At 68.2% G+C, this 20,978-nt stretch carries 24 protein-coding genes; 11 read left to right on the forward strand and 13 right to left on the reverse strand.

Annotation, left to right across the window (positions count from 1 at the left end):
• Together EOJ32_RS17785 and EOJ32_RS17790 are read left to right on the forward strand one after the other, a co-directional pair.
• Positions 1-1,407, forward strand: a complete 1,407-nt coding sequence (locus EOJ32_RS17785; protein ID WP_045981848.1) for an AAA family ATPase — start codon at positions 1-3, stop codon at positions 1,405-1,407.
• Positions 1,385-2,494, forward strand: coding sequence for a ParB N-terminal domain-containing protein (locus EOJ32_RS17790; RefSeq protein WP_127899706.1), 1,110 nt, complete (start codon positions 1,385-1,387; stop codon positions 2,492-2,494). Before EOJ32_RS17785 ends, EOJ32_RS17790 begins: the two co-directional genes overlap by 23 nt.
• A 334-nt stretch (positions 2,495-2,828) precedes the next feature.
• Here the strand turns inward: EOJ32_RS17790 and EOJ32_RS17795 are convergent, their stop codons facing one another.
• From EOJ32_RS17795 to EOJ32_RS17820, 6 genes are all read right to left on the reverse strand, one after another.
• Positions 2,829-4,244, reverse strand: coding sequence for a M20 family metallopeptidase (locus tag EOJ32_RS17795; protein WP_127899707.1), 1,416 nt, complete (start codon positions 4,242-4,244; stop codon positions 2,829-2,831).
• A 16-nt stretch (positions 4,245-4,260) separates the two neighbouring features.
• Positions 4,261-5,262 carry an ABC transporter ATP-binding protein gene (locus tag EOJ32_RS17800; RefSeq protein WP_127899708.1) on the reverse strand — a complete coding sequence of 334 codons (1,002 nt, stop codon included), beginning with the start codon at positions 5,260-5,262 and terminating at the stop codon, positions 4,261-4,263.
• The gene (locus EOJ32_RS17805; protein WP_127899709.1) at positions 5,259-6,239 is read right to left on the reverse strand and encodes an ABC transporter ATP-binding protein; all 981 of its coding nucleotides are present in this window, start codon (positions 6,237-6,239) and stop codon (positions 5,259-5,261) included. Before EOJ32_RS17805 ends, EOJ32_RS17800 begins: the two co-directional genes overlap by 4 nt.
• The gene (locus EOJ32_RS17810) at positions 6,236-7,150 is read right to left on the reverse strand and encodes an ABC transporter permease (RefSeq protein ID WP_084697290.1); all 915 of its coding nucleotides are present in this window, start codon (positions 7,148-7,150) and stop codon (positions 6,236-6,238) included. The genes EOJ32_RS17805 and EOJ32_RS17810 overlap by 4 nt, the downstream gene beginning before the upstream one ends.
• Entirely contained in the window at positions 7,147-8,124 is a 978-nt protein-coding gene (locus EOJ32_RS17815) for an ABC transporter permease (RefSeq protein ID WP_045981844.1), read from the reverse strand. Before EOJ32_RS17815 ends, EOJ32_RS17810 begins: the two co-directional genes overlap by 4 nt.
• 64 nt (positions 8,125-8,188) lie before the next feature.
• Entirely contained in the window at positions 8,189-9,793 is a 1,605-nt protein-coding gene (locus tag EOJ32_RS17820) for an ABC transporter substrate-binding protein (protein WP_127899710.1), read from the reverse strand.
• A 144-nt stretch (positions 9,794-9,937) separates the two neighbouring features.
• Here EOJ32_RS17820 and EOJ32_RS17825 point away from each other — a divergent pair, with 144 nt between their 5' ends.
• Both EOJ32_RS17825 and argE read left to right on the forward strand, forming a co-directional pair.
• Positions 9,938-10,894: a LysR substrate-binding domain-containing protein gene (locus EOJ32_RS17825; protein WP_164871504.1), complete on the forward strand. Its 957-nt coding sequence runs from the start codon at positions 9,938-9,940 to the stop codon at positions 10,892-10,894.
• A 10-nt stretch (positions 10,895-10,904) separates the two neighbouring features.
• The gene (gene argE, locus EOJ32_RS17830; protein ID WP_127899712.1) at positions 10,905-12,071 is read left to right on the forward strand and encodes an acetylornithine deacetylase; all 1,167 of its coding nucleotides are present in this window, start codon (positions 10,905-10,907) and stop codon (positions 12,069-12,071) included.
• 16 nt (positions 12,072-12,087) lie between these two features.
• Here the strand turns inward: argE and EOJ32_RS17835 are convergent, their stop codons facing one another.
• The 3 genes from EOJ32_RS17835 to EOJ32_RS17845 all read right to left on the reverse strand — a co-directional run bounded on the left by EOJ32_RS17835 (position 12,088) and on the right by EOJ32_RS17845 (position 14,832).
• A complete protein-coding gene (locus EOJ32_RS17835; RefSeq protein WP_127899713.1) occupies positions 12,088-12,942 on the reverse strand; it encodes a DUF1206 domain-containing protein in 855 nt (284 codons plus the stop codon).
• 83 nt (positions 12,943-13,025) lie between these two features.
• Positions 13,026-14,126, reverse strand: a complete 1,101-nt coding sequence (locus tag EOJ32_RS17840; RefSeq protein WP_240542598.1) for an HPP family protein — start codon at positions 14,124-14,126, stop codon at positions 13,026-13,028.
• Positions 14,127-14,289: 163 nt separating this feature from the next.
• Complete coding sequence (locus EOJ32_RS17845) at positions 14,290-14,832, reverse strand: cysteine hydrolase family protein (RefSeq protein ID WP_045981838.1); 543 nt, start codon at positions 14,830-14,832, stop codon at positions 14,290-14,292.
• Between the two features lie 142 nt (positions 14,833-14,974).
• Here EOJ32_RS17845 and EOJ32_RS20195 point away from each other — a divergent pair, with 142 nt between their 5' ends.
• Together EOJ32_RS20195 and EOJ32_RS17850 are read left to right on the forward strand one after the other, a co-directional pair.
• Complete coding sequence (locus tag EOJ32_RS20195; protein WP_164871505.1) at positions 14,975-15,127, forward strand: hypothetical protein; 153 nt, start codon at positions 14,975-14,977, stop codon at positions 15,125-15,127.
• Between the two features lies 1 nt (position 15,128).
• Complete coding sequence (locus tag EOJ32_RS17850) at positions 15,129-15,704, forward strand: DUF2585 family protein (RefSeq protein ID WP_127899714.1); 576 nt, start codon at positions 15,129-15,131, stop codon at positions 15,702-15,704.
• Here the strand turns inward: EOJ32_RS17850 and EOJ32_RS17855 are convergent.
• Positions 15,667-16,914 carry a glycosyltransferase gene (locus tag EOJ32_RS17855; protein ID WP_127899715.1) on the reverse strand — a complete coding sequence of 416 codons (1,248 nt, stop codon included), beginning with the start codon at positions 16,912-16,914 and terminating at the stop codon, positions 15,667-15,669. The two genes, EOJ32_RS17850 and EOJ32_RS17855, sit on opposite strands and share 38 nt — an antisense overlap.
• A 187-nt stretch (positions 16,915-17,101) precedes the next feature.
• On the opposite strand from EOJ32_RS17855, the gene EOJ32_RS20550 reads away from it, so the two are divergent.
• Positions 17,102-17,227, forward strand: coding sequence for a hypothetical protein (locus EOJ32_RS20550; protein WP_256370519.1), 126 nt, complete (start codon positions 17,102-17,104; stop codon positions 17,225-17,227).
• Positions 17,212-17,523, forward strand: coding sequence for a hypothetical protein (locus tag EOJ32_RS17860; RefSeq protein ID WP_127899716.1), 312 nt, complete (start codon positions 17,212-17,214; stop codon positions 17,521-17,523). The genes EOJ32_RS20550 and EOJ32_RS17860 overlap by 16 nt, the downstream gene beginning before the upstream one ends.
• Here EOJ32_RS17860 and EOJ32_RS20200 read toward each other — a convergent pair.
• On the reverse strand, positions 17,520-17,681 hold the full coding sequence (locus EOJ32_RS20200) for a hypothetical protein (protein ID WP_157001366.1): 162 nt from the start codon (positions 17,679-17,681) through the stop codon (positions 17,520-17,522). The genes EOJ32_RS17860 and EOJ32_RS20200 overlap by 4 nt on opposite strands.
• A 317-nt stretch (positions 17,682-17,998) precedes the next feature.
• Between EOJ32_RS20200 and EOJ32_RS17865 the strand changes: the two genes are divergently transcribed.
• Complete coding sequence (locus EOJ32_RS17865) at positions 17,999-18,472, forward strand: sigma-70 family RNA polymerase sigma factor (RefSeq protein WP_127899717.1); 474 nt, start codon at positions 17,999-18,001, stop codon at positions 18,470-18,472.
• Between the two features lie 107 nt (positions 18,473-18,579).
• Here EOJ32_RS17865 and EOJ32_RS17870 read toward each other — a convergent pair whose 3' ends face one another.
• Both EOJ32_RS17870 and EOJ32_RS17875 read right to left on the reverse strand, forming a co-directional pair.
• Complete coding sequence (locus EOJ32_RS17870; protein WP_127899718.1) at positions 18,580-19,371, reverse strand: hypothetical protein; 792 nt, start codon at positions 19,369-19,371, stop codon at positions 18,580-18,582.
• A 163-nt stretch (positions 19,372-19,534) separates the two neighbouring features.
• A complete protein-coding gene (locus EOJ32_RS17875; RefSeq protein ID WP_127899719.1) occupies positions 19,535-19,984 on the reverse strand; it encodes a DUF892 family protein in 450 nt (149 codons plus the stop codon).
• 168 nt (positions 19,985-20,152) lie between these two features.
• On the opposite strand from EOJ32_RS17875, the gene EOJ32_RS17880 reads away from it, so the two are divergent.
• Together EOJ32_RS17880 and EOJ32_RS17885 are read left to right on the forward strand one after the other, a co-directional pair.
• Positions 20,153-20,410, forward strand: coding sequence for a hypothetical protein (locus EOJ32_RS17880; RefSeq protein WP_127899720.1), 258 nt, complete (start codon positions 20,153-20,155; stop codon positions 20,408-20,410).
• 75 nt (positions 20,411-20,485) lie between these two features.
• Positions 20,486-20,977, forward strand: a complete 492-nt coding sequence (locus EOJ32_RS17885) for a ferritin-like domain-containing protein (protein WP_127899721.1) — start codon at positions 20,486-20,488, stop codon at positions 20,975-20,977.
• The last annotated feature ends 1 nt before the right edge of the window (position 20,978 follow it).

The following is a 20,978-nucleotide window of genomic DNA, read 5'->3' on the forward strand; positions in this document are numbered from 1 at the left end:
ATGTCAGGCAAAGAGCCGCTTCCCCCCTATTTCAGCATAGACCCCGCCCGTGCCGCCAAGCGCCTGTCAGAGCCGATCGGCACCGCCCGATTCGCCAAGGCTGCAGCCTTCGCCGCCCGTGGACGGCAGGACCTGGCAGAGCGCGGCTATGCCCCCGACGGACGCAAGCGCCTGCGCCGCTTTTCCACCTGGGAGATCTGCCGCTATCTCATCCCCGTCGCGACTGCCCATTTCCGCCGCGTGCTGCGCAAGAACCCCGACCTGCCCCAGGGCGTCGGCGAGGGCAACTCCAAGTGGTTCACCCTGGACGACGTCCTGCGTCTGCGCGACCACTTTGCCCAGGAGGGGGCCGCCGACCGCGAATACCGCCCCTGGCGCCCCGAGGGCCTGCCGGCCAAGGTGCTGGCGGTGGCGAACTTCAAGGGCGGCGTGGGCAAGACCTCCACCGCGGCGCATCTGGCCATGTCGGCGGCGTTGGACGGCTACAAGGTGCTGGTGATCGACCTGGACAGCCAGGGCAGCATGACCTCGATCATGGGTGGGCAGGTGACGGACGAATGGTCCACAGCCTTCCCCTTGCTGGCAAAGGACTATGCCCTGGCCCTGCAGGACGAGAACCGCGTCCGCGAGGCCCGCGGCCAGCCCCCCCTGCCCTTCGACGAGACCCTGACCGAGGCGCTGAAGATCGGCGCCCGCGACCTGATCCAGAAGACCCACTGGCCCAATATCGACCTGCTGGGCGCGCAGCTGAACCTGTACTGGGCCGAGTTCCAGGTGCCGGTCTGGCGGATGGGTCTGCGCGGCTGGCCGCTGTGGGACGCGCTGTCGAACGGGCTGACCCATGACGGGGTCGTGGACGACTATGACATCATCATCATCGACACGCCCCCTGCCCTTGGCTATCTGACGATCAACGCGCTGGCGGCCGCCGACATCCTGCTGGTGCCCCTGGGCGCGACCTTCCTGGAGTTCGATTCGACGGGCCGGTTCTTCGACATGCTCTATTCGACCTTCGCCAGCGTCGAGGATGGAGAGAACACTGCCCGCCGCCGCGACGGACTGCCCGAGATGCGGTTCGAATGGGACGCGGTCCGCGCCATCATCACCCGTTTCGAGGCTGGTCAGCAGACCGACCTGGCCAACGTAATCCAGGCCTATTTCGGCGACTTCATGACGACCTATCGTCAGGAGCTGACCGCCATGGTGGGCCAGGCCGGGGAACAGGTGAATGGCATCTACGAGGCCGACTACCGAGAGTTCAACCGCGACACCTATGTCCGCGGCCGCGAGACGTTCGACCGCACCTGGGCCGAGGTGAAGGAGCTGATCCTGGGGGCCTGGTGGCGCGATCTTCAGATGGAAAAGCAGGAACAGGAGCAGACCGATGGTCAAGCGCAGACGTCTTGAAGCCCCCAGCACCGATGACCTAACCCGAATCGAGGCGGAGTTTCGCAGCGAAACCTTCGACCGCGCCGCCTCGGTCCGGGGCATCGCGCCGATCGCCCAGGTCGCGGCCGATAGCGCGTCCCAATTCCAGCCTGACGGGGCGGACAGCCGCGCGGCGCGTGCCCGCGCCGAGGCCGATGCTGCGCGCCTGCATGCGGCGCAGGACAGCGGCCTGCTGATGGTCGACCTGCCGCTGGAGCAGATCGACGAGGACGCGATGATCCGCGACCGCATGACCATGGGCGAGGCCGAGATGCTGGAGCTGCGCCAGTCGATCGCCTCGCACGGGCTGCGGCTGCCGATCGAGGTCTTTGCGCTGGAGCAGGAGGGCAGGGCGGGCCAGCGCTATGGCCTGCTGTCGGGCTATCGCCGGCTGCTGGCCACGCGGGGGCTGCGCGACCTGACGCAGGCGGACAAATACGCGACCATCCGGGCGATCGTCCGGCCCCGCGCCGATGCAGGCAACGCGTTTGTCCAGATGATCGAGGAGAACGAGGTCCGCGAAAACCTGAGCCATTTCGAGCGGGGGCGTATCGCGGTCATTGCAGCGAACCATGGAGCCTTTGCTAATACGGAAGATGCCGTCGACAAGCTGTTCGGCAGCGGATCGAAGGCAAAACGGTCAAAGATTCGATCTTTTTCCCTTATATTTGAAGAACTTGGCGACATGCTGCAGTTCCCCGAGCAGTTGACCGAGCGTCGCGGGCTGCAGCTGGCGACCGCGCTGCGCCAGGGCGCCGAGAGCCAGGTTCGCCAGGCTCTGTCCCATGCTGCCCCCGAAGATGCGGATGCAGAATGGGCGGTAATCGAACCGGTGATCCGGCAGCAGGATCAGGGGGTCCGCGACCCGGGACGGGGAGGGCGCCCCACGCGCCCTGCGACGGCCCATGGCTGGCTGGACGACAAGACCCTGCGGACATCCAGTGGGGTGACGATACGGCGGTCCAGCGACAGCAGGGGGCACCTGCTGCGCCTGGAGGGGGCTGCCCTGACAACCGAACTGGTGGACAGCCTGATGCTGGAGATACGGGCGCTGCTGGAGCGCTGACGGTTTCGTGGCGAAACCGGCCGGCCGGAAATTTGGGCTATGGCGGTAGGGCAGGGGGGTACGGCTGCGGCGCTGTCGGCACTTACGGGCGAGACTTCAGGTCGCCGCGGGGTTGTGTCTCTAGGGCGTTGTAAAGGCGCTGATTTATCGGTGACGAAGCCAATTTCGACGGCACGGTGTCGTGACGCAGACCGAACAGTGTCATTCGCCGCGTTCACCGGCCACGGTGCTTCAACCCTTCATCACACATGTCTTCACCCCGCTGGTCGGGAACCGGCGGGGCGAAGACTATGACGAGTCGTTGCCGCCGCCGGTTCTGAGGCGGCGGTTGGCGTCAGAGGCCCTCGACCGGGGGGCGGGTCTCGGGCGGGATGGGGCAGCGATAGGGGTGCTGGGTCAGGTGGTCGGCATGGGCGGCCTTGGCCGCCTGGACCAGCGCCGGGTCGGTAAGCGCGGCATGGGCGGTGGCGGCCATGACCTTGGCGGCGTGCAGCATGCCCTTGTGCGCGGCGGGGGCCTTGCCCTGGGCGGTCTGCTGCCAGCTGTGGAGCGCGGTGCCCACCGCACAGGTGGCGACGCGGGCCTGGACGGTGGGCACCGCCCAGCTGACATCGCCCACGTCGGTCGAACCCATGCCGCCCATGAAGGGCCGGTCCAGGGGGGCGATGAAGTTGCACAGCGGCAGGTCGTAGTCGGGCTTCATCGCCAGCCGCTTGAACGTGTCGGCGATGTCCTCGCGCGACAGGCTTTCGCGGATGGCGGTGGCGAAGGCCGTGTCGTCCGCGTCGAAGGGGACGGGGCCCAGGGCCTCGAACTGGGCCTGCATGGCGCGGGACAGGGGCAGGTTCTCGGTCAGGTTGGACACGGCCGAGAACACGCGCGAGGTCACGGTGGTGCCCGACATCAGCGCCGCCCCGTCGGCGATCTTGCGCACCCGGTCGACCAGCGACGACAGGCCTGCAAGGTCCGGGCTGCGGATCAGCTGGCGCACGGTCGCCTTGGCCTGGACGACGTTGGGCGCGATGCCGCCGGCGTCCAGATAGGCGTAATGGACCCGCGCCGCGTCGGGCATGTGTTCGCGCATGTAGTTGATGCCGATGTTCATCAGCTCGACCGCGTCCAAGGCGGACCGGCCCAGTTCCGGCGCGCCCGCCGCGTGGGCGGCCTTGCCGTGGAAGGTGAAGTCGATGCGCGTGTTGGCCAGAGACCGCATGTCGTCGACCGCATTGAAGCTCGCCGGGTGCCAGGTGATGGCGATGTCGACGTCGTCGAACAGCCCGTCGCGAACCATGTAGGTCTTGGCGGCGCCGCCTTCCTCGGCCGGGCAGCCGTAGTAGCGGACGCGGCCGGGCACGCCGCTGGCCTCCAGCCAGTCCTTGACGGCGGTGGCCGCCGACAGCGCGGCCGAGCCCAGCAGGTTGTGGCCGCAGCCATGGCCGAAGCCGTGATCGGCGATCTGGCGCGGCTCGGCCAGGCCGGGTTCCTGGGACAGGCCGGGCAGGGCGTCGTATTCGCCCAGGATGGCGATGACCGGGCCGCCCGTGCCCGCCTCTCCCATGACGGCGGTCGGGATGCCGGCCAGGTTTTCGGTCACACGGAAGCCCTGATCGCGCAGCATCCGGGTGTGGGCGGCGCAGGATTTGACCTCGCCATAGGCCAGTTCGGGCGTGTCGAACACGGCATCGGCTAGGCCGGTGAACTGGGCGGCGCGGGCATCGACCAGCGGCCAGAGGGGGTTGTCGTTTCGCATGGGGTCTTTCCTTCGGTCAGGCTTGGTCGTTCAGGTGGCAGGCCGACAGGCGGCCGGGGGCAACCTCGCGCAGCGCGGGCACCTCAAGGCGGCAGCGGTCATGGGCATGGGGGCAGCGGGGGTGGAAATGGCACCCCGGCGGCGGGTTCAGGGGCGAGGGGATCTCTCCCTTGATGGCATGATAGGTCTTCTTGCCGGTCTCGAAGGTCGGGATCTCGCTGACAAGGGCTTGGGTATAGGGGTGGTTCGGACGCGCGATCAGGTCTTGGGCCTCGCCCAGTTCGACCAGGCGGCCCAGATACATGACCGCGATCCGGTCCGAGATATGTTCGACCACGCCCAAGTCATGGCTGACGAACAGGTAGGTCAGGTCGAAATCCTGCCGCAACTGAACGAAAAGGTTCAGAACCTGGGCTTGGATCGACACGTCCAGCGCCGCCACGGATTCGTCGCAGACCAGGAAATCGGGGCGCACCGCCAGCGCGCGGGCAATGCCCACCCGCGCCCGCTGTCCGCCCGAGAACTGGTGCGGATAGCGCTTGCCCATGCTGGGGTCCAGGCCCACCTGTTCCAGCATCCGCTCGACATAGGCGGGGATGTCGCGGCGGGGCACGATGCCGTGGACGCGGGGCGCCTCTCCGACGATATCGCGGACCTGCAGGCGGGGGTTCAGGGACGACATGGGGTCCTGGAACACCATCTGGATCTTGAGCGCGGCGTCGCGCGCGGCGGCGCCCTTGAGGGTCGCCACGTCCTGGCCGTTATAGAGGATGCGCCCTTGGCTGGGGCGGGCCAGCCCCGCCACCATGCGGCCAAGCGTGGACTTGCCGCAGCCGGATTCGCCGACCAGGCCCAGCACTTCGCCGCGGCGGACCGACAGGTCGATGCCGTCGACGGCGTGGACGGTGACCGGGGCGATGCGAGCGCCCAGGGACCGGGCGGTGCGTTCGGCGATGTCCAGGTCCTTGGTGAACCGCTTGGACACGCCGTCGATCTGCAGGATGGGCTGTGGTGTCACGGGGTGGCCTCTGCGTCGGCATGGGGGTGGTGGCAGCGCACCTGGCGGCCGGGGCCGGCGGGGGTCAGGGCGGGTTCGACCTGGCAGGCGGCATCGGCGCGCGGACAGCGGGGGGCGAACTTGCACCCCTTTGGAAGGTTCAGAAGCGACGGCGTCATGCCCTTGATCTGGGTCAGCATCGCGCCGTGGCGCTTGCCATGGGGGACGCTGTCGATCAGGCCGCGCGTATAGGGGTGACGGGGGTTGGCGATGATCGCGGCGGTGGGCCCTTCCTCGATGATGCGGCCCGCGTACATGACCGCCAGGCGGTCGGCCAGGCCCGACACGACGGCCAGGTCATGGGTGATCCAGATCAAGGCGGTGCCTGATTGGGCGCAGAGCTTTTGCACCTCGGACAGGATCTGGGCCTGGATGGTCACGTCCAGCGCGGTGGTGGGTTCGTCCGCGATGATCAGGTCGGGCTTGTGCAGGAGCGCGATGGCGATCGCCACGCGCTGGCGCATGCCGCCCGAGAACTGGTGCGGATAGCTTTTCAGCCGTTCGTCCGGGGAGGAGATGCCGACCTGGACCAGCGCCTCGCGGCAGCGGCGCAGGGCCTCGGCCCGCGAGACGGTTTCATGGGCGCGGACGGTCTCGACCATCTGGGTGTCGATGCGCAGGACCGGGTTCAGCGTCATCATCGGGTCCTGGAAGATCATCGCGATGCGCTTGCCGCGCAGGGGGCGCATGGCCTTTTCCCCGCCCGCGATCAGGTCGGTGCCGTCAAAGACGACCTGGCCCCCGGCCACCCGGCCGGGCGGGTCGACCAGCCCCAGGATCGAGAAGCCGGTGACCGACTTGCCGGACCCGGATTCGCCCACCAGGCCCAGGATCTGGCCACGCTCCAGCGTGAAGCTGACCCCGTCCACGGCGCGGGCGGTGCCGTCGCGGGTCATGAAATGCGTCTGCAGTTCGCGGACGTCCAGCAGGGCGGTCATGTCTGCAACCTCGGGTTCAGGACATCGCGCAGGCGGTCGCCCACGACGTTGATGGCGATGATGGTGACGACCAGGGCGATGCCGGGAAAGACGCTGACCCAGTAGCGGCCCGACAGCAGGTAGTCGTAGCCGTTGGCGATCAGCAGCCCCAGGGAGGGTTCGGTGATGGGCACGCCCACGCCCAGGAAGGACAGCGTCGCCTCCAGCGCGATGGCCTGGGCGATCTGCACGGTGGCGACCACGATCAGGGGCGGCACGCAGTTGGGCAGCAGGTGGCGGAACATGATCCGGCGGTCCGACAGGGCCAGACAGCGGGCGGCGTCGATGTAATCCTTGCGGGTTTCCACCATGGCCGAACTGCGCACCGTGCGCGCGTAATAGGCCCATTGCACGATGACCAGCGCCAGGATCACCTTGTCCACCCCGCGTCCCAGCAGCGCCAGCAGGATCAGCGCGATCAGGATGGCGGGAAAGGACAGCTGCAGGTCGACGATGCGCATCACCAGGCTGTCGAAGCGCCCGCCGAAATAGGCGGCGGCGACGCCGACGATGGTGCCGATGGTGATGGCCAGGGTCAGCGACACGACCGCGACCATCAAACTGATGCGCAGCCCGTACATGATGCCCGACAGCATGTCGCGGCCCTGCTGGTCGGTGCCCAGCCAGAACGTCTGGCCGGTGGCCATGCTGACCTCTCCGGGGGGCAGGCCGCCGTCCATGATGCTCAGCTGCATCAGGTCATAGGGGTTCTGGGGCGCGATCCAGGGGGCCGCGATGGCGATCAGGGCGATCACCACGAACAGGACCAGGCCCAGGACCGCGATGCGGTCCTCGACGAACTGCTTGGCGATGCGCTTGGCGGGGCTGTCGATGCGGACCGGGGCGGGGGAGGGGGGTGCGATGTCGGTCATCCCTTCATCTCCGACAGGCGGATGCGGGGGTCCAAGGCGGAATAGATGACGTCGACCAGCAGGTTGATGCCCACGATGATCAGCACCGTCAGCATCAGGTAGGCCACGATCACCGGGCGATCCAACAGGTTGATGCTGTCGATCAGCAGCTTGCCCATGCCGGGCCAGGCGAAGACGGTTTCGGTCACGATGGCAAAGGCCACCATCGAGCCCAGTTCCAGCCCGATGATGGTCACCACCGGGATCATGATGTTCTTGAGCACATGGACCAGCACCACGCGGCGCGGCGACAGGCCCTTGGCGCGGGCGAACTTGACGTAATCCTGCATGCAGACCTCGCGCGTGTTGGCGCGGGCCAGGCGGATGATCAGCGACATCTTGAACAGTGCCAAGTTGATGGCGGGCAGGATCAGGTGCGACAGCCCGTCCCAGGTCAGGAAGCTGACCTGCATGCCCAGGAATTCGGTGGTCTCGCCGCGCCCGCCCGCGGGCAGCCAGCCCAGCAGCACGGCAAAGACCAGGATCAGCAGCATCCCCTGCCAGAAGTTGGGCAGCGAGAAGCCCAGGATGGACCCGCCCATGATCGTGCGCCCCGCGATGCCGTGGGGCCGCAGCCCGGCCCAGACCCCAAGCGGGATGCCGATGCCCACCGACAGGGCCAGCGCGACCAGCGCCAGTTCCAGCGTGGCGGGCAGGCGGTCCAGGATGATCTCCAGCGCGGGGCGGCCATAGACGAAGGAGGTGCCCAGATCGCCGTGAAGGGCGTTCCAGACGAAGATGCCGAACTGTTCATAGAGCGGCCGGTCCAGGCCCAACCGTTCGACGGTGGCGGCGATCTGGGCCTGGCTCGCCTCGGGGCTGACCAGCACATCGACGGGATTGCCGATGAAGAAGACGCCGAGGAAGACCAGCACGGCCATGGCCATGACGGCCAGCAGGCTTTGGCCCACGCGGCGGACAAGATAGACGATCATGACGGGGTCCCTGTGATGGGGCTGGGGTCCGGCACCCCGCGACGCGAGGTGCCGGAGGGGCGCATCATTCTGCGGCGGGCTTGACCTCGGCGGCCAGGGTGTACTGGTCGACGCGGGGTTCGTAGGTCAGGTCCGGCTTCATCGCCCAGACCGTCTGTTCGTAATGCAGCGGGATGATCCCGGTATCGTCCAGCACCAGGGTCTGGGCGTCCTGCAGCATCTGGTCGCGCGCGGCGTCGTCGATGGTGGCCATCGCCGTCGTCAGCAGCGCGTCCATTTCGGGGTTGGAATAGCGGCCGGCATTGGTCGGCCCCATGCCCGTCGCCTCGTCATAGGTGGCCACCAGCGATTTCAGCGGGGACGACATGTCGCCCGAGGACGCGCCCCAGCCCGCCAGGTAGATCGGGAATTCCAGCGCGTTCCGGCGCGAGAAGAACTGGCTGGCGGTGCTGGCGTCCACGCTGACGCGGATGCCGATCTGGGCCATCATCTGGGCCACGGCCTGCGCCACCTGTTCGTCGTTGATGTAGCGGTCGTTCGGCGTTCCGAGCGTCAGCGAGAACCCGTCGGGATAGCCCGCCTCGGCCAGCAGGGCGCGGGCGGCGTCGGGGTCATAGGCCTCGACCGGGCGGTCCGAGGTGCCGAACATCGGCGGCGGCAGCAGTTCGCCCGCGGCCTGGGCATAGCCGCCCATGATCCGTTCGGTGATGGCCTGGCGGTTGATCGACATCGAGATGGCCTTGCGCACCCGCGCGTCCATCAGCGGGTTTTCCCCGTCGGTGCCGCCGATGCCGGGGGCGTCGGGCTGCTGCAGCATGTGCAGATAGATCACGCGGTTGGACAGCGCGTCGACGATGGTGAAGCCGCCCTGTTCGATGCGCGGGATGTCCTGGATGGGGGGCGATTCGATCATGTCCACGTCGCCCGCCAGCAGGGCCGCCACGCGGGGGCCGTCGCTGGTGATCGGGCGCATGGTGACGCTTTCCCATTGCGGGGTGCCGCCCCAGTATCCGTCGAACCGCGTCACCACGACCTCGGACCCGCGGGTATAGCGGTCCAGCACATAGGGGCCGGTGCCCACCGCGACCGCGGGGTCGTTGAAGGCCGGGGCCTGGGGCACGTCGCCCATGCCCTCGCAGGTGCCGTCGGGGCCGTAGGTCACCTGGTCGTCGGCGCCAAGCGCATCGGCGGACAGGATCGCAAGGCTCCACAGGTCGACCGGCAGCAGGGGATTGGTGGCCTTGGTGGTGATGGTCAGCGTGTGGTCGTCCTCGGCCGCCATGTCGGCGATGCCGCCCGTGAAGATGGTGTAGGCCGAGGGCGAGTTCTGGACCAGCGGCACCCGGCAGAAGGAATAGATCACGTCGCGCGCGGTGAAGTCGCCGCCGTCGTGGAATTTCACGCCCTGGCGAAGCTTGAACCGCCAGGTGGTGTCGTCCACCGCCTCCCAGCTTTCGGCAAGGCCGGGGGTGACCATCTGCAGCGCGTCCTGGGTGGTCAGCGCCTCGAAGATGTTCTTGGAGACCTGGATGTTGGTGGACAGCTGGTGGAACAGCGGGTCCATCGAGGTGGCCTCGGACTTGAGGCCGATGGTCAGGGTCTGGGCGGCGGCGGGGGCCAGGCCCGCCAGAACGATGCCCGCGGCCAAGGGCAAGCCGAATGCTTTCATCGCGATATCCTCTCTGCTGGTGATGCGTGGATCGGTCACCCCGAAGTTGTTCCCCGGTGGTGCAATCCCGCTTGGCGATCAGGGTATGATGCGATAATCAGATGTCAATCGCGAATATCGATGCGTTTTTCTCATAAGGTGGCGATGGAACCGGATGACACTGCCGCCGACCGGGATCGCCGGTCGGAAATATCCCTGCGCGAACTTGAGGTTCTGCAGGCGCTGGTGGCCAATGGCACCGCGATCAGCGCGGCGCGTCGGCTGGACATCTCTCAGTCGGCGGTCAGCCGCAGGCTGGCGCAGCTGGAGGAGCGGCTTGGCTTCAAGCTGTTCCTGCGCACCAACGGCCGCCTGGTTCCCACGATCGAGGCCCTGTCGCTGAGCGAGCAGCTGGCGCCGGTGCTGGAGACGCTGGCCCGGCTGGTCCATCGCGCCGACCGGCCGCAGGGCGCGCATGAGGGGACGCTGTCCATCGTGGCCCCGCCGACCATCGCGCACCGGTTCCTGCCAAGCCGGATCGCGGCCTTCAAGCGGGCCAATCCGGGCTGCCAGATCACCTTCGACGTGCTGGCCAGCGACAGCCTGCTGACCGGCATCGCCGAGGGTCGGTTCGATGTCGGGATGAGCGACAGCACCGTTGCCCATGAAGGCATCACATCCGAGCTGCTGCTGGAAACGCAGGCAATCTGTGTCCTGCCGCGCGACCACCACCTGGCCGCGTTCGAGGTGATCCGCCCCGAGGATCTGCACGACGAGCCGTTCATCGCCCTGTCGCGCCGCCATTCCAGCCGCGCCGCCATCGACCGCCTGTTCGACCGCGCGGGCCTGGCCCTGCGGATCGAGCTGGAGGCGTCGACCAACGTATCCGTCATCCAGTTCGTGCGCGAGGGTCTGGGCGTGTCGCTGTTGAACCCGTTCCCGCTGGTCCACCAGATGGCCGATCAGGTGGCGATGCGCCCCTTCCTGCCCGCGATCCGCTACAGCACGCATTTCCTGCTGCCGGCCAGCCGGGCGCCCTCCGCGGTGACGCGGGCCTTCATGCAGGACGTCACCGACAGCCTGGACCGCGCCGTCTATCCGACCCCCACCGCCCTGCGATAAAGGAATCCCGATGCAGACCCCCACCAGCCAGCAGATCCTGACGCAGCTGATCGCCTTCGACACGACCAGCCACCGCTCCAACCTTGCGCTGATCGACCATGTCCGGGCCTATCTGGCGGAATACGGGGTGGACAGCCGGCTGGTCATGGATGCGACCGGGCAGAAGGCCAACCTGTGGGCGACGATCGGGCCCGCGGACGGCCCCGGGGTGATCCTGTCGGGCCATACAGACACGGTGCCGGTCGAGGGCCAGGACTGGGCCAGCGACCCCTATGCGCTGACCGCGCGCGACGGGCGGCTGTACGGGCGGGGCAGCTGCGACATGAAGGGGTTCCTGGCCTGCGTGCTGGCCGCCGTGCCGGACCTTGTGGCGCGCGATCTGGCGCGGCCCGTGCATCTGGCGTTTTCCTATGACGAGGAGGTCGGCTGCGTGGGCGTGGTCGGCCTGCTGGAGATGCTGCGCGACGAAGGCATCCGCCCCGCCCTGTGCATCGTCGGAGAGCCCAGCTTGATGCAGGTGGTGATCGGGCACAAGGCCAAACGCTCGATGCGGGTAACGGTGCGGGGCAGGGGGTGCCACTCCTCGCTGGCGCCGCAGGGGGTGAATGCGGTCGATTACGCCGCCCGGCTGGTGGTGCGGATGCAGGATATCGCGGCCCGGCTGGCGACCGAAGGCGGGCGCGACGCCGACTATGATATCACCCACAGCACCGCCCATACCGGCACCATCCGCGGCGGCACGGCACTGAACATCGTGCCCGACCTGTGCACGCTGGACTGCGAGTTCCGGGTGCTGCCGCAGGAGGATGCCGACGCCCTGGTCCAGGAGCTGCGTGATTACGCCCGCGACGAGCTGGAACCGATGATGCGGCGCATCGCCCCCGAGGCCGGGATCGAGATCGAGGTCTTTGCCCAGTTCCCCGGCCTGGAGACCCCGCCCGACGCCGAGGCCGTCACCCTGGTCAAGCGCCTGACCGGCAGCAACGGCCATTCCAAGGTCGCCTTCGGTACCGAGGGCGGCCGCTTTGCGGAGATGCTGGGGGTGCCCACGGTGATCTGCGGGCCCGGCGCGATCGCCCAGGCCCACAAGCCCGACGAATACATCGAGCGGTCCCAGTTGGACGCCTGCGACGCCTTTTTGGGTCGGCTGGCCGATTGGGCGACGCGGGGGGCGTGACGCCGCCCGCTGGCCGTCAGCGCGACATCAGCTTGGCGGCCAGCGTCTGGACGTCCGGCCCCGAGACCTTGGGCACGATCCGATAGGCCGCGTTCACGAAGCAGAACAGCGCGAATCCCAGCAGCCCCAGGCAGACGCCCGTCACCAGGATCTGGCCATAGACCTGCCCCGACAGCCAGGAGAACGCCTCTCCGGTGCCGCCGGCCTGCTGGGGGTTGGCCTGCCAGGCCGCGAAGCCGAACAGCAGGCCCACCACGCCGACCACCACGCCATGCGCGATCAGCCCCGCCTTGAGCACGGGGTTCCAGCGGGTGGTGACCGGGTTGGCGCGCAGGTGCTGGCGGTATTCGTTGGTCCAGCCCTGGCGCATGTAATGCACGCCCGCCCCGATGATCAGCACCGCCGCGGCCCCGATCAGCCAGCGGCCGCCGGGCCATTCCATGACGGTGCGGACATGGCCGGGAATGCTGGACCCCTCGCCCGAGCCGTCCCCCGACCCGCCCCCCGTACCGCCGCCGAACAGAAGCGGAAAGACGGTCGCGCCGATCCCCAGGTGGATCGCGCCGGTCACCAGCATGCCGATGCGGGCGACGATGCCCTTGGCGTCGCTGCCGTAGACTTCAAGGTCGAAGGCCGCGTCCAGCACCCGCCACAGCGCGTAGGCCAGCATGCCGATGAAGATGACGAACAGCAGCACGCCGCCGCCCCAGGTCGTGTCCAGCCATCCCAGGGCCGAGGACGTGTCCTGCGCGCTGCCCCCCCGCCAGATCGAATAGAGAGAGATCCCCGCGACGGCCAGATAGACCAGCCCCTTGCCGATATAGCCTGCCCGCATCAGCGGCACGGCCCAGCCCAGCTTGCTTTCGGTCATGTTCGTCGTTCCCGTTCCGGTTTGTGCCGAACCTACCGCAGGTCCGGGCGGCCGCGTCAAGCGATTGGCCCGAAAACCCGCCGTCAGCCCCCCGGCCCGCGCGGATCGTGTCGGGCGAAGGCGCTGATCAGGTCGGTGCGCGTCACCACCCCCACCAGCGATGGCCCCGACAGGACCGGGACGGCGTCCACGTCGCCCTCGGCCATCAGGGTCAGCAGATCGCCAAGCGGCGTGTCGGCCCGCGCGGTGGGCATGTCGGCCCGCATCAGCGCGGCCGCCGGGCCCGCGGGGCGCACGTCGGTCGCGATCATGTGGATCTGGAAGATCATGCCAAGATATCGTCCGTCGGGCCCCGCGACCGGGATCGAGGTGAAGCGGTGGCGCCGGAACAGCGCCGCCACCCGTTCGGCCGGGGCGTCGGGGCCGACGGTCACCAGGTCGCGCGACATGATCGTGCCCGCCGTGACTGGCCCGACACGCTGCGCCGCCGCCTGCAGTTCGGCCGCCCCCACCAGGCGGGCCAGATCGCCCGCGCCCAGGTTGAAGTTCTGCCGATAGCGTTCCAGAAGATCGGTCAGCTGATCCTCGGACAGGCCGATGCGCGCGGCGGGGTCCGGGTCGGCGGTGCGGTGGGCGTTGCGGTCGTCCACCTGGCGCATCGGATAGCGGCGCCCGGTCAGCTGCGCATAGACCGCCGCGACGACGACCAGCAGCACCGTCCCCGCCGCCACAGGCGTCACCGCAAAGCGATAGCCCAGGTCCGCGATGGCGTCGGGGCTCATCGCGGCGGTCATGGCGACGGCCCCGGCAGGGGGGTGCAACGCGCGGCACAGGATCGTCGCGGTGATGGCCAGGCCTACCGCCACCGCGATCCGCAGCGCGGGATCGGCGACATGCAGGCACACCGCGACACCGATCAGCGCCGCCACCGTATTGCCCACGATTGCGGCCCAGGGCTGCGCCAGCGGACTGTTCGGAACCGCGAACAGCAGGACCGAACTGGCCCCGAAGGGCGCGATCAGGTACAGGCCCAGCTGGCTGTCGACCGCGGGAGACAGCACGAACAGCCCGGCGATGATCAGGCCCGCGACGGCCCCGATGCCCGCCCGCACCGCCTCAGGCAGGGGGGTCGAGGCGACCGACGGGCCCAAGGCGCGCAGTGCGCTGATCATCAGTGGTCGCATGGTCACGGTCCCGGTCAACTGCACGTTTCGCGGTCACTATGTCCATTATTTGGGCAGATGAAAGGGCATTCCGGGATATGCCCGCGGCGGGCCCCTGTAGCCTGTGCGGTGTTCATCCCTCAGCAGCGGCCCGACGCGCGGTCCGCGCATCGGGCCGGGGCCGTCAGGTCTTCAGGAAATCCTGGGTGCTGATGACATCGCCATAGAGAAACGCCAGCGCGCCCATGATCGCGGTGTGGACATGCGCCGCGGGGGCGGTCTGTCCACCGAACTCGATGTCGCGGGTCGCGCAGGCATCGTGGATCGTGGTGGTGGCAAAGCCGTGGTCGTTGGCGGCGCGCGTGGTCGCGTCGATGCACATGTGGCTCATGGCGCCGACGACGACCACGTCGCGGACGCCGTGTTCGTCCAGCAGATCCTTGAGCCCGGTCTCGCGGAACGAGTTGGGGTGGTTCTTGGTGATGACCGCCTCATCCTGGGCGGGGGCCACGACGTCGTTGATCCGGGCGCCCGCGCTGCCGGGGACGAAGATCGGGCCGCCGGGAATCTCGTGGCGGATGTTCACGACCAGATCGCCCCTGGAACGGGCATGGGCGATCACGCGGGCGGCGTTGTGGGCGGCAGCCTCGATCCCGTGAAGGGGAAGGTTGCCGTCGGGCCAGTATTCGTTCTGCAGATCGACGACCAGAATGGCGCGTTTGGACATGGGGTTCCTCCTGTCAGTCGGGCCATGGTGCACCGGATGCCCCGCATCGCGATAGGGGTCATGGCGCAAAGCCTGCGATCCGGACGGAACATCGCCCGCGGCGGGATGTTGATGCGGACATGACCGACGAAAGGACCGCGCCATGGACGACAAGAAGAAATCCGACCCCGTCGTGCCCCGCCCGAACGGCCAGGGCCAGGGCCAGGGGGTACCCCACGACCCCAAGGAGTTCGACGTGATGAACCCGGCCAAGATGGACAAGCCGTCCGCCGACGAAACCCCGTCCAAATCCTGACGTGACGGCGCATCCCGACGCGGCCGCGACCTCCGACGATCAGGGGTCGCGACAGGCCGCACGGGCGGTCGCGGTGATCGTCATCGCGACCGCCGTCAAGCTGGCGGTCTTTGCGGCGCTGGAACGTCCCTGGGGCTGCGACTGCGGCCGGATCTGGGCGATGCCCGGCGATCCGGCGCTGAATTCCCAGACCCTGCTGGACCCCTATTCCCTGCTGCATGCGGTGACGGGCGCGCTGCTGGTCCTGCTGGTCACGCGGCTGCGGCCCGATCTGGGCCTCTGGGCGCTGCTGGCCGTCGTCGTCGCCAGCAGCACGACCTGGGAGGTGATCGAGAACCTGCCCGTCAGCATCCGCCTGTTCGGCTATGACGCGGCGGACCCATTGGCCTATCACGGCGACAGTCGCCTGAACGCATTCGCCGACACGGCCTGCGCGGTCGCAGGGGCGTTGTTCGCGCGGGTCGCATCGGCGCGGGTTGTGCTGGCCCTGGCGGTCGGGACAGAGATCGCGCTGTCCCTGTGGATTCAGGACGGTTTCCTCATCGCTGCCATTCGCGCGCTGCAACAGGCGCTGTGACCAGGGTCGGGCGCCGGCCCAGCACGCCTTCGATCGCGTCTGCGGCCCCCGCGGCGCGCGGCCAATGCGGCGCGTCCTGCGCAAAGCCGTGGGCGTTCGCCCGAAACGACGGGTCGTCCAGCAGACGGCACAGCGCATCGTGGATGCGTGCCTCGGACGCCCAACGGGGCGACAGGCGCAGGCCGGTTCCGGTCCGGGCGATGCGGGCGGCGACGCCCGGCTGATCGTTCGTCAAGGGCAGGGCCAGCATCGGCACGCCCTGTTCCAGGCACTCCATGACCGTGTTCATGCCTGCATGGGTCACGCAGACCTGCGCGCGTTCCAGGATCGCGCGCTGCGGGACAAAGCTGCGGACCCAATCCGCGGGGATGTCGCGCGCGCCCTCGGCCGACTGGCCGCCAAGCGAGACAAGCACCTGCGCCCCGGCCCGGCGACAGGCCCGCGCGATCCGCGCCAGCAGGCGGTGCCGGTGCCCCTGCAGCGTGCCCAGGCTGACATAGACCAGCGGTCGATCCGGGTCGGGGCGGATGTCGCAGGGCAGCGGCTCGGCGACGGGGGCGCGGAACAGGCCCATGTGGCGCACCCGCCCGCCGGTCACGGGACGGGGGTGGTCGAACCCCGGCACGGCCTGAGCCAGCGTTATCAGGGGCGACACGCAATCGGTGAAATCGCGCAGCGGCCCAAGGTCCCAGTCCAGGGCGATGGTCTGGATCACCCGCGACTGCCGCCGCATCACCCATTGCGCGATCCGCCGCGCGGTCCGCAGCCGTTCGATCCCCCGTTCGCTGTGGTCGGGGCGCCAGCCCAGGAACGGGATCGGCACGCCGGGTTCGTCGTCGAAGGGCAGGGCGCAGGCGATCGACACCATCGGGATGCGCATGTGGCGCGACAGCAGGCCCGCCGCCGGCTCTGTCTGGTCGCCCAGGATCAGGTCGGGCCGATAGGCGGCGATGGCCGCCGGACCATGCCGGCAGAGCATCTGCGTGCGCGCGGCGCCCGCGGCGATCTCTCCGTGCAGGCGCGCGGAATGGGGGCGGTCGTCGGGCGGCAGGCAGGGCCTGGAGCGGACCGTGTCGCCGGCCAGAAAGCGGACATGGTGGCCGCGGGCACGAAGCTCCTCGGCCAGCGCGGCGAAGGCCTGGCGATGGCTTGGATAGGGCGGGCAGATCATCAGGATGCGGGCGGCAAGCCGGTCGTATTGTACCATCATCGTCCTCTTGCAGGCCCAACGACGGCTTGGGGCAATCGTTGCAAAACTTTGTCCCCGGCAATGCACCATCGACGGATCGGGCCTTCGTGGCGGGCTGAACCGCGATCGGGGCGGTTTGTTCCGCACCGTCAGGAACATGGTCCCGACTTGCCGGTTGCGCCGCCCGTGCGGAACGAAAGGAACGGCCATGACCTGCAGGATACTGATCGTGGAGGACGACTATTGGGCCGCGCGGCACCTGGCGACTGAGGTCCGCGACCGCGGGGCGACGGTTCTGGGTCCAACGGGTCGATCCCCTTGGCCGTCGCGCTGATGTCCGCCCGGAGGCGTCCGCATGCCGCGATCCTGGACGTCCAGCTGCGCACCCAGCTGGCCTTTCCCTTGGCCGACGCGCTGGCGGAACAGGGGGTGCCCTTCATCTTCGTGACCGGTTTCGAAAGGGAGAACATGCCCGAACGCTTTGACGCGGTGCCGCATTTCGTCAAGCCGATCATCGGCGATGCCTGCATCGACGCGGTGATGGCCCTGGCCGACGCGACGCGCCGGACCCGCGTGTTCGGGCCGCAATGCCGCATCCGGTCGGCCCGGCGCGGCGTGATCGGGGGCTAGCCGTCCCGGCGCGCCTTGGACGCCGCGATGGCGGCCTCAAGACGGCGTGCCAGTTCCTGCAGCCGGGGCGGCACGGCCACCTTTTCCATCTCGATCAGCAGTTCCTTCATACTGTCGTCCATTTCGTCCTGGGGCGGGCGGGGATCCGTCTTGCTCATCGTAACCTCAAAAGTGCCTGGCGGCCTGCCAAACACGTCTTCCATTGCCTTCAGCAGATACCACGGCGCGGGGTCGGTGACAGTTCACATTTGCCGTGGCACCGCGAATTCGTCCCCGACGGTCACGCATCGTTGAGAAAACGGCGCAGGCACCCCCGTGATGTCCGTCCGCTGAACCTGCAAACCGTTGGGATGTTCCCGAAGACGCGCGCATCGCCGAAACAGGCGGGAAACGGCCGGCCGATCACGTTTTCGGAACCAGATCGGTATGTACGCATTTGTTCAGCGTTCTGCTTTGGGAACAAGCGTAGCCGACCATGTCCGACAATGTACTTCACCACATTCCTGCCCTGCGCGCCTATGCGCGCTCGTTGTGCGGGCGACAGGAGGATCCCGACGATCTGGTCCAAGAGACCCTGTTGCGGGCCATCGAACATGCCGACAAGTACCAGCCGGGCACCCATATGCGGGCCTGGCTTTTCACGATCATGCGCAACCGTTTCTATACCAACGTCCGCAAGTCGGCCCGCGAACGCACCGGGTCCGACGATTGCGTGTCCGACAAGCCGATATCGCAAGCCACGCAGGAATGGCACCTGCGCCATCAGGAGATGTGGGACCAGCTGGGCCGGATCCCCGTCCATTACCGCGAGGCCATCGTTCTGGTGTCGGTCCTGGGCGAAAGCTATATCCGCGCGGCCGAGATTCTGGAATGCGACATCGGCACCATCAAGAGCCGCGTGAACCGGGCGCGGACGATGCTGAAACGAGCGTTGGAACCGGAGTTCTGAAGCGTCCGCATGCGTCAGGCCCAGTCAACGACCGCAGTTTCGATGACATCGCGTAATGTCCTTGCGCCTGGTAAAGGGGGCCCGATGATCGGGCCCCGCACTGATCGTCATTCGTCGCGGTCGTCCACGATCACTGTCAGTTCCTGACCATCGCGATGTAGGGCGATCACGTCGTCGGTGGTGTGATCGGTGGCCTCCAGCGCGTCGGTGACGGCCTGGTTTTCCGACAGGGTTTCCCGCAGGGTGGTCAGGTTGTCCTGGGCCTGCTCCAGCGCTGCGTCGATATCGCCCGGCGTGCTTTCGGTCACGGCACTGGTCTGGGTTCCGCCTCCGGTCGCCATCCCGTCCGCGATGCCTGCAGGGGCATCTGCCGCGCCACCGGCCGAGGCGCCCGAGGTGGTGTCCGACTGCATCGCCGCCGAGCCGTTCGTGTCGATCGTGGTCTGGCCGCCGGTCATCGGAGGCGTGCCCTCCTCGGCGGTCGAGACCGCGCCGCCGCCCACCTGTTCCAACTCGCTGAGGCCCATGACGGTGACGGTCGTGTCCGCATCCATCCCCTCCAGCTGGTCGCCGTAGTCGCGGCCCGACTGCAGGTCGGCCACGACGCGTTCATAGGTCAGCGACATGTCGGCCGAACCGCCCGATTGCGCGGCCGATCCCGTATTCTGACCGCTGCCGGTCGTGGTGCTCATGTCGGCGGTGCTGGAGCCTTCGGCCCCGGCATCCTCGGTGCCGGTCATCGGGGCCCCGGCGCCGCCCAGGACGGCACCGTCCGCCGCCGCGCCGCCGCCTGCGCTGTCGGGTGCGGTGGTCTGGGCCAGGGCCGCGCCCGGCAGTGCCAAGGCAAGGGTCGCCGCGACAAGGGCCGCGCGGCTGGTCTGTGTCAATGTCCAGGTCATGATGTCTCCTCCGGAGATGATGATGCGCCGTGGTCATGCGCTTGGACGGTCCCAACCGGGGCCAACCGCAGATGTTCCCGCACGCCTGCGTGAGACGAAAAAAGGACCGGCGCTCGGGCACAGCGCCGGTCCCGAAGGACGACCCGGGGGAGTTGGGCGTCCTTCACAGCATGTCGGCGGTCCGCTGCATCCAGTCGCGGTGCCGACGTTCGTCCGCCAAAGCCTTCTGGAAGAAGGCCAGCGTCTTGGGAAGCGCCGAGGGGTGGCTCGACGCGCGTTCATAGGCGGTGACGGTGTCTTCCTCATTGGTGCGCATGGCCTTGAGGATCGTGCCGTCGCCCATCAGTTCGGCCAGGGCGATCTTGCCCGTGGTCAGCATCTGTTTCATGTCGCCTTCCGCCGGCGCATCGGCGCCCGTCTCGGCGGCGATCTGGTTCAGCACCTCGAGATGCTGCAGGTGATCCTGGCGGAACGTCTCGACCTGCTGCGACAAAGCCGGGTCCGACAGCCGCGAGATCGTGGATTCGTAAACGGCGATGGCATCGCGCTCCAGCAGGATCAGGTTCGTGACTAGGTCTGTGATCGTGTCTTCGGTGCCGACGGTGGTGGCCATGGGAGGGTCCTTTCTGTGGGACTTTCCGGATTTGGGGGCGTGCAACCGGCGGATCGCCGGTTTGTTCCAGGGCATCGTTCGACGGCACCCGATCCGCCCGGCGCGACGATGGGCGGGAACATCGCGGCCCCGCCCCGGTTGCACGCCCCGCCCCAACAGGAGAGGCCCATGACCCAGGATCCCGAACGCCCGTCGCCCGCCGATCAGCCCGCCGATCGACCCGCCGATCGACCTGGTGCCCGGACCGACGGCACCGCGCCCCCGTCCGCCAGTATCGACGAATCCGCCGCCGAAAGCGGCCAGCCCGCCGACATGGCCTATTACCGCGTCCCCGCCAGGTCGGGGGCGATGATGCTGCTGGGCACCATCGCCATTCCGCTGGCGGTGATCGGGGGGATCGCCGTCGTCCTGCTGATCGCGCTGTGAGTTTTTCGGTCAGCGCGCTGGAACATTCGCCGCAACCGCCGGTTCAGCGGCCCCAAAACGTCAAGGAGAGCACCCATGGCCGAACAGACACTGGACACGCTGTTTCATGAAACGCTGAAGGACATCTATTACGCCGAACGCAAGATCGGCACGGCGCTGCGCAAGATGGCGCGTGCGGCGCAGGACCCCGAGCTGAAGGCCGCCTTCCAGACCCACGAACAGGAAACGCAGGCCCAGTACGACCGCCTGTCCGAGGTGTTCGATGCCCTGGGCAAGCGCCCGACCGGCAAGACTTGCGACGCGATCGAGGGGATCATCGCCGAGGCACAGGAGATCATGGAGGAGTTCAAGGGCAGCCCCGCGCTGGATGCGGGCCTGCTGGCCGCGGCCCAGGCCGTCGAGCATTACGAGATCGCCCGCTATGGCACGCTGAAGGCCTGGGCCGCGCGGCTGGGCCTGGCGGATGCCGAGCGCCTGCTGGACCAGACCCTGCAGGAGGAGACGGCCACCGACGAGATCCTGACCGGTCTGGCCGAGACCGTCATCAACGCCGCGGCCCAAGGCTGAC

It is taken from the genome of Paracoccus sp. Arc7-R13, from assembly GCF_004010775.1.
Lineage (GTDB): Bacteria > Pseudomonadota > Alphaproteobacteria > Rhodobacterales > Rhodobacteraceae > Paracoccus > Paracoccus marcusii.

Bases quoted from the DNA above. Each gene is read 5' to 3' on its own strand.
- EOJ32_RS17875 (WP_127899719.1), bottom strand. From the start codon at position 19,984: ATGGCCACCACCGTCGGCACCGAAGACACGATCACAGACCTAGTCACG.
- EOJ32_RS17790 (WP_127899706.1), top strand. From the start codon at position 1,385: ATGGTCAAGCGCAGACGTCTTGAAGCCCCCAGCACCGATGACCTAACC.
- EOJ32_RS17810 (WP_084697290.1), bottom strand. From the start codon at position 7,150: ATGACCGACATCGCACCCCCCTCCCCCGCCCCGGTCCGCATCGACAGC.
- EOJ32_RS20195 (WP_164871505.1), top strand. From the start codon at position 14,975: ATGGACGACAAGAAGAAATCCGACCCCGTCGTGCCCCGCCCGAACGGC.
- argE (WP_127899712.1), top strand. From the start codon at position 10,905: ATGCAGACCCCCACCAGCCAGCAGATCCTGACGCAGCTGATCGCCTTC.
- EOJ32_RS17825 (WP_164871504.1), top strand. From the start codon at position 9,938: ATGGAACCGGATGACACTGCCGCCGACCGGGATCGCCGGTCGGAAATA.
- EOJ32_RS20550 (WP_256370519.1), top strand. From the start codon at position 17,102: ATGACCTGCAGGATACTGATCGTGGAGGACGACTATTGGGCCGCGCGG.
- EOJ32_RS17840 (WP_240542598.1), bottom strand. From the start codon at position 14,126: ATGCGACCACTGATGATCAGCGCACTGCGCGCCTTGGGCCCGTCGGTC.
- EOJ32_RS17870 (WP_127899718.1), bottom strand. From the start codon at position 19,371: ATGACCTGGACATTGACACAGACCAGCCGCGCGGCCCTTGTCGCGGCG.
- EOJ32_RS17805 (WP_127899709.1), bottom strand. From the start codon at position 6,239: ATGACCGCCCTGCTGGACGTCCGCGAACTGCAGACGCATTTCATGACC.
- EOJ32_RS17855 (WP_127899715.1), bottom strand. From the start codon at position 16,914: ATGATGGTACAATACGACCGGCTTGCCGCCCGCATCCTGATGATCTGC.
- EOJ32_RS20200 (WP_157001366.1), bottom strand. From the start codon at position 17,681: ATGAGCAAGACGGATCCCCGCCCGCCCCAGGACGAAATGGACGACAGT.
- EOJ32_RS17815 (WP_045981844.1), bottom strand. From the start codon at position 8,124: ATGATCGTCTATCTTGTCCGCCGCGTGGGCCAAAGCCTGCTGGCCGTC.
- EOJ32_RS17885 (WP_127899721.1), top strand. From the start codon at position 20,486: ATGGCCGAACAGACACTGGACACGCTGTTTCATGAAACGCTGAAGGAC.
- EOJ32_RS17835 (WP_127899713.1), bottom strand. From the start codon at position 12,942: ATGACCGAAAGCAAGCTGGGCTGGGCCGTGCCGCTGATGCGGGCAGGC.
- EOJ32_RS17865 (WP_127899717.1), top strand. From the start codon at position 17,999: ATGTCCGACAATGTACTTCACCACATTCCTGCCCTGCGCGCCTATGCG.
- EOJ32_RS17785 (WP_045981848.1), top strand. From the start codon at position 1: ATGTCAGGCAAAGAGCCGCTTCCCCCCTATTTCAGCATAGACCCCGCC.
- EOJ32_RS17820 (WP_127899710.1), bottom strand. From the start codon at position 9,793: ATGAAAGCATTCGGCTTGCCCTTGGCCGCGGGCATCGTTCTGGCGGGC.
- EOJ32_RS17845 (WP_045981838.1), bottom strand. From the start codon at position 14,832: ATGTCCAAACGCGCCATTCTGGTCGTCGATCTGCAGAACGAATACTGG.
- EOJ32_RS17880 (WP_127899720.1), top strand. From the start codon at position 20,153: ATGACCCAGGATCCCGAACGCCCGTCGCCCGCCGATCAGCCCGCCGAT.
- EOJ32_RS17795 (WP_127899707.1), bottom strand. From the start codon at position 4,244: ATGCGAAACGACAACCCCCTCTGGCCGCTGGTCGATGCCCGCGCCGCC.